The sequence below is a fragment of the Maribacter sp. genome, from assembly GCF_049667165.1.
Lineage (GTDB): Bacteria > Bacteroidota > Bacteroidia > Flavobacteriales > Flavobacteriaceae > Maribacter_A.
The window spans coordinates 1-6,730 of sequence record NZ_JBATHS010000364.1 but is presented as its reverse complement, the minus strand read 5'-3'; the positions used below and the strand labels follow the sequence as shown (position 1 = coordinate 6,730).

General features: G+C 40.3%; 6 protein-coding genes and 1 pseudogene. 5 read left to right on the top strand and 2 right to left on the bottom strand.

The genetic code is table 11. The features are described 5' to 3' along the window. Positions 1-831: pseudogene (locus tag WBM98_RS16480) on the top strand (ArnT family glycosyltransferase); the annotation flags it as partial. A gap of 370 nt (positions 832-1,201) precedes the next feature. Then, positions 1,202-1,807 (top strand): CDP-alcohol phosphatidyltransferase family protein, encoded by a 606-nt coding sequence (locus tag WBM98_RS16475; protein WP_424367114.1) that lies wholly within the window; start codon positions 1,202-1,204, stop codon positions 1,805-1,807. A 37-nt stretch (positions 1,808-1,844) separates the two neighbouring features. Here the strand turns inward: WBM98_RS16475 and WBM98_RS16470 are convergent, their stop codons facing one another. Beyond that, entirely contained in the window at positions 1,845-2,696 is an 852-nt protein-coding gene (locus WBM98_RS16470; RefSeq protein ID WP_424367113.1) for an SDR family oxidoreductase, read from the bottom strand. 18 nt (positions 2,697-2,714) lie between these two features. After that, complete coding sequence (locus WBM98_RS16465) at positions 2,715-3,734, bottom strand: quinone oxidoreductase family protein (protein WP_424367112.1); 1,020 nt, start codon at positions 3,732-3,734, stop codon at positions 2,715-2,717. A gap of 229 nt (positions 3,735-3,963) precedes the next feature. On the opposite strand from WBM98_RS16465, the gene WBM98_RS16460 reads away from it, so the two are divergent. The 3 genes from WBM98_RS16460 to WBM98_RS16450 all read left to right on the top strand — a co-directional run bounded on the left by WBM98_RS16460 (position 3,964) and on the right by WBM98_RS16450 (position 6,471). Beyond that, on the top strand, positions 3,964-4,470 hold the full coding sequence (locus WBM98_RS16460; RefSeq protein WP_424367111.1) for an AAA family ATPase: 507 nt from the start codon (positions 3,964-3,966) through the stop codon (positions 4,468-4,470). Then, complete coding sequence (locus tag WBM98_RS16455) at positions 4,448-5,482, top strand: hypothetical protein (RefSeq protein WP_424367110.1); 1,035 nt, start codon at positions 4,448-4,450, stop codon at positions 5,480-5,482. The genes WBM98_RS16460 and WBM98_RS16455 overlap by 23 nt, the downstream gene beginning before the upstream one ends. 125 nt (positions 5,483-5,607) lie before the next feature. Further along, positions 5,608-6,471, top strand: coding sequence for a polysaccharide deacetylase family protein (locus tag WBM98_RS16450; protein ID WP_424367109.1), 864 nt, complete (start codon positions 5,608-5,610; stop codon positions 6,469-6,471). The last annotated feature ends 259 nt before the right edge of the window (positions 6,472-6,730 follow it).

Sequence of the window (6,730 nt, the reverse complement as noted above, 5' to 3'; positions counted from 1 at the left end):
TTTATACCCTGGACGGTTGTGGGCTTGGTGGCCTATTGGCAAAAGGCCAAAGCAATCATAAAAGCGAAATTCAACTATGAGCCGACACAGGAGTTCTTGACGTTGGGGGGAATAACCCTGATTTTCATGATCATCAGTTTTGCCCAGTTTAAACTACCGCATTATTTGAATATTGTTATGCCCCTATTCGCTGTATTGAGTGCTGGTTATTTGCAACATGTATATGTTGTGGAAAACCAAAGGATGAAGAAAATACTTTTGGGTTTCCAATACTTCATATTGGCCATAGTATTCCTGGCCGTTTCATTTATTTGCTTTTATGTGTTCAAGAACGATACCTATTACAATTATGTATGGAAGTTCGTCTTAGCCTTATTCATTGTATATTACAGTTTAAAGCGAGAGGATTATTATTTTAGGATCATCACTATCGGAGTCGTAGGTTCCGTGCTTTTGAATGGAGTCTTGAATACCCATTTTTATCCTTCTTTATTGGAATATCAAGCGGGTTCAACCATGGCAAAAACCATTCGAGAGAACGACATACCCACGGATAAGATCTATAAGATTTCTGAAAGCCATACCTGGGCATTGGATTTTTACAATCAAAAGCCGGTCAAAATCACCTCCCTATCCGAATTGGTCGATAGCAAGGATGTATGGGTATATGTCAATGAAAAGGAATTGAAAACACTAAGGGATGCAGGGTTGGACTGGGACCGACAATTGACCGAAAAACAATTCCGGATTACACGGTTGCAGGGCAAGTTCCTAGATCCGACTACAAGAAAGAAGGTGGTGAACAAAATGCATTTGGTACACATTTATTGAGCGGTTTTTCAGCAAGCTATACCTTATTCAATTTAAATAATTTCCTGACAATTGCGATGGGGTTTCTATAGAAATGTCATTCTAAAGAAAAAATGGAATCTAAATATTTGAAGTTGGATTATAATTCATGAATGACTTTAATCATAGTATATCTCATTATGGCTCAATACTTTTGGATTAGAATTGTTACATCGAGATACCATGTAAACAATACAGATCCGCATTACTTTGCAATGGATAAATGGTCAGTCGAACTAAGACCAATGGTTAAAGTTGCCATAAGTAACTTGGGTTAACCCCCATTTTATATTCGAGTCTATTAAAAAGGCTGCCCTTTCAGGCTTTCGAAAAGCCAAACCAACAAAAAAGTATGTTGACATTTAAAAATTTTAATATTGCCGATTGGTTTTCGTTTTATCGAATTGCTGCCGTACCTATTCTTTTAGTTTGGTTATGGCTAGGGGAACGGGAAATTTTCACTTGGTTTTTATTGATAAGCTATTCAACCGATGCAATAGATGGTTTTTTGGCTCGTAGATTAAAAATAAGCAGTGCCCGGGGATCACAACTGGATTCTATGGGGGACCAGATAACTTTGGGAATCGGGCTGATCGGATTATGGGTTTTTGAGAATCAATTTATTAGGGATAATTTATTGCTTATTGCCATTGCTTTTGTACCCTATCTTATTCAAATGATCATTGCCTTTAAGAAATATGGCAAGGCTACTGCGTTTCATACCTATTCGGCGAAAACCTCCGCACTTTTACAAGGGGTATTTATACTTTGGACCTTATTTTTTGGACCTGTTTATTGGCTGTTTTATATCATGATCGTCATAGGGGTCTTGGAGACCCTAGAAGAAATAACCCTCATTTATATGTATGAGGTGTGGGTGGAAGATGTAAAAGGTTTGTATTGGGCATTAAAGGATGAAAGAAGGCTATTTAAAAAGGAGTCAAGTAGTAATTTTTAGGAATCCATTCATCAAAGAACCTATTTTCCACATTTGATCATTCTTCCTGCACTATTTTTTCGCCTCCTATATACGTGAATTGCTTCTCGATTCTCTCTCGATTTACCAACAAGATCCAATTACTAAACCGGGGCAGATAACGAATCATGAAATTGGCCAAAAGTCCTAGCTCTGTCAATGTGGTTTTGTCATTCCTTTTTTCGATCATAAGCCGAACACTTCTGGCTACGGATTGTGGTTTTGCCAACCGAATGTTTTCTCTTTTGGGCAGATAGGTTCGCGTACCATCCACATCGAGTATACTTTTTTTCGGGTCGTTCTCAGTAAAACCTACATACATTAGGCCGACATGAATACCGGTATCGTAGAGTTCAATGCGAAGGGCATCGGCCAATGCGGCTTGCGCCATTTTAGATGCGGTATAGGCCGAATTATAAGGCATACCCCTAAAACCACCCACACTATTGATAAAAATAATATGGCCTTTGGTTTTTTTAAGATGCGGAACAACGTATTTGCTCAAGTAAGCCCCTCCGTTGTAGTTGGTTTCCATTAGGTTCTTGAAATTAGAGGCACTCATTTCCTCAACAGTACCCCGACTGCTATCGCCCGCATTATTGATCAAGATGTCAATTTTCCCATAGCGCTTTACGGTTTCGGTTATCAAGGTTTGGCATTGGGAAGCCTTGCCAACATCGGCAATCACCGATATGACGTCATATCCGTTTTTTAGAAATTCAGTGTTGGTATCCTGTAATCTTTTTTTATCCCTACCGTTCAATACCACCTTGACCCCTTTTTCCGCCAATTCAATGGCAATGGCCTTTCCGATGCCCCTGCTAGACCCTGTTACGATGGCGACTTTATTTTTCAATTGATCGGAATTCATGGCATTATGTGGATTTGGTTACCATCTTACAACAATTTTTCCCATTGATTTTCTAGACTCCAAAAATGCATGTGCTTCGGCTAATTGGTCAATGGAATATTCTCCACCCACATAAGGTCGAAGTATGCCCGCTTGTTGCAATTGTATGACTTCTTGCATTACATGGGCTATCTTTTCTGGTTTCTCCTCGGCGATTTTTAACATGTTTACCCCGATGATGCCTTTTGAGTTGCTTAAAAACTGAACAGGATGATAAATACCGAACTGCCATAAGTCTTGCAACTTTCCAAAAATATTTTTCTTACTGTTAAGGGAAGAAACCCCATAGCTGACCAATCTGCCTCCTGCTCCCAACAATCGATACCCTTGTTTGAGCGATTTGCCCCCGATGGGATTAAAAACGACATCAAGCCCCTTTTCGCCAACAAGCAATCGTATGGTTTCGGCAAAATCTTTTTTCCTATGGTTTATGGGATGGTGCACCCCGTTTTTTTGGAGGTATTCCATTTTTTCAGGGGAACTGCAGGTACCGTACACGATGCATTTTTTATTTAAGGCCATCTGTACCAAGGCTGTCCCAACACCGCCTGCGGCGGCATGGATCAAGACCTTTTCGTTTTCCTGAATGTTCGTCATCCTGTCGGACAAAAAATAAGCGGTACAATATTGCGTGGCCAGAGCAACGGCCACACCTGAAGAAATGGATTCAGGTATTTTGTTTGCCACCCCATTTTCGGCAATGGCGAATTCAGCATAACCCCCAAACAGCGTGAGCGCGGTAACCCGATCTCCGATAATTAGGTTTTGTACATTGGACCCACATTTTTCGACCTGCCCGACTACGTCGTAGCCCAGAAGGGATGGTAAGGGGGGTGCACCCCGATATTTGCCATAACGGGCAGCGATATCCGCGAAATTCAGGCCAAAGGCTTCTACCTTAATGCGCACTTGGTTAGGCCCAGGTTCCGGTTTTTCAACTTCCCTGATTTCAAAGGCAGTTTCTGCCGGACCATATTTTACAAGGTAGGCTGCTTTCATTGATTCTCGATTTGTTTAAGGAAAGGTAGACTATCAAGAATTGGTAACCCATGAGCAATATCATCTTCAGGCGATTAAGCTTTGCATACTGATAATGATCATGGTACTAAAAAGTATTTAAAATTACATTTGGATTTTTAAATCTATTTATCATGGAAACAATGAAGATCAGTGCTATTTTGATACTGTTTCTTGCAATATGTTTTAAAATGAATCTCCCAAAAAATATATGATCGTCATCGTTTTAGGCCTTCCCGGATCCGGTAAAAGTTATTTCGCCTCCCACCTAGCGGTAATGTTGGGTGCCGACTATGTGAACAGCGATCGGTTACGAAAAGAATTGTTCCCCAAAAGAACCTATTCCGATGCCGAAAAAGCAAAGGTCTATGCTACCATGTTTCAAAAAATGGAGGAGGTGATTGGCCAAGGAAAAAATTTGGTACTCGATGCCACCTTCCATAAAAATGCCACGAGAAAACAATTTGTGGATTACTTAAAGGTAAAGGAACAGCTTTTTTTTATCGAGGTACAAGCGAAAGAAAAAACCATAAAGGAACGGTTAAAAAAAAGCCGGCCTTATAGTGAGGCCGATTTTAAAGTCCATAAACTGATCCGGCAACAATGGGAACCTTTACAAATCCCCCATTTGACCATCGAATCCACGAATGATAATATTGAGAATATGCTTCAAGCAGCGGCACTATATCTGAACCATGAACCAAAATCAAATCGATAAACTGATTTCCGAAGGGGAGTTCCCTAGTCCGACCAAAGAACGGAAATTGGTCGAGACCCATATCTCGTGGGTAATACTTTGCGATCAATACGTCTACAAGATCAAAAAGCCGATGCACTATTCATTCTTGGATTTTTCAACGCTCGAACTTCGGAAACACTTTTGCGAAAGGGAACTGGAACTGAACAGAAGATTTACGGACAATGTCTACCTCGAGGTGTTGCCAATCTATGAAACAAATAATCAATATCAAATAGGTGGGGAGAAAGCCCGTCTGCCGGACGGGCAGGGGAAGATTGTCGACTATGCATTAAAGATGCGCAAACTGGATCCCAAAAAACAAATGGACGTACTTTTAGCGAAGAATAAGGTAAGTGCATCGAACATCGAAAACTTGGCGGAACGGATTTCGGATTTCCATAAAAAGGCAACGATCATTTATAAAAAAACTGTGCTCGACATCAAAGATATGTTCAACGATCTCGGTGAGGAGAAGGAATTCATTTCCCAAAACTTAAACGCTGATAGCGGTCTTCTTATAGCATATGCGATCGAAGCCTCCGATAAATTTCTTGATACACATGAAAAGTTACTACATGAAAGACTGAACTCCGGGTTTTTTAGGGACGTTCATGGCGACCTGCATACCCGTAACATTTTCTTGTTGCCCGATCCCCAGCTTTTCGATTGTATCGAATTCAATGATGGGTACCGCCAAATCGACATCCTGAACGAGGTAGCTTTTTTATGTATGGACTTGGATGCCCTAGGAAGAACCGATCTTTCCGAATTGTTTATCGAACAGTACAATCGCCTTTTTCCAGCGATGAGAAACGAAGCTGAGCGGAAACTATTCATATACTACAAAAGCTATCGTGCCAATATACGGGCAAAAGTCAACAGTCTTCGCGCCAGAAGTGCATCCAACAAAGGCGATAAGAAGAAAGCGCTTGCCGAAGTCAAAAAATATCTAAGCCTGATGGATGGATATATCAAATCTTTGGATATTTGATATGATGAATCGCTTGTTTAAAAAGTATATGCATCCGTTTTCCTTAATTGCTTTATCAAGATAAAATGTAACCATGAAAGATTCGCGTCTTATTTTTGCTTTCATAGAAAATTTTCCGCTTTAAAATGGATGTACTAGGTGCCTTAGGCTATTCCCAAAATGAAAAACTGTTGATGATCCACGCCGATGATGCGGGATTGTCCCATTCCGAGAATATGGCGACGATTGATGCCCTTGAAAAGGGATCTGTTAATTCATATAGCATCATGGTTCCTTGTCCCTGGTCTTATGAAATGATGGAATTCGCAAAGAACCATCCCCAATATGATAACGGCATCCATCTGACATTGACCTGTGAATGGGAAAAGTACCGTTTCGGTCCTATACTACCAATTAATAAAGTACCTAGTCTAGTTGATGAAAATGGGCATTTTTACAAAAAAAGGGAACTTTTGCATCAACACGCCTCGAACGAAGAGGTCGAAAAGGAACTGCGGGCCCAAATTGAAAGAGCCTTGGGCTTTGGCCTGAAACCCACGCATCTCGATTCGCATATGTATAGTGTAGGGGCAAGGCCAGAGTTTTTGGAAATATATCGTGACTTGGGAAAGACCTATGATTTACCTGTGTTTTTCAATAGACAATTGATTACGGAAATGGGTCTGGATGCCGAAAAATGCCTTTTTGAAAATGATGTGGTGGCCGACCGCCTTTTTTTAGGACGGTTCGCAGATTTTGAAAAGGGTAAGTTAGCCGACTACTACGATCACGTTTTGGACAATCTACCTGCTGGATTTAATATATTGATTTTACATCCGGCATTTGACGACCGCGAAATGCAAGGGATTACGGTAAACCACCCGAATTTTGGCTCGGCATGGCGGCAGGTGGATCACGATTATTTTACAAGTGAAAGCTGTAGGGTAAAGCTAAAGGAAAACAAGATTCGCTTGATTACCTGGCGCGAAATAAAGGCAGCTATGAAATAAAGCATTAGACCTCTGATCAAGTTCTTACTTTATATATAATTTTTCCTGAAGTATAACAAATCGAACCACTTTTGGCACTCTTCCTTTCAATATCATTTCTTTTTAAAGACCAATTTTCGTAACTAATCGGTTTTCAACATATGACAGCTTCAAAGAGTTACTAAAATTTATTAGTAGGTTTCGTATTTATTGGAATATTACCAAGGCAGTTTAGTTGGGAGGATCATTCAAAGTAAGTTTTGAAATAGCTTCAATATGT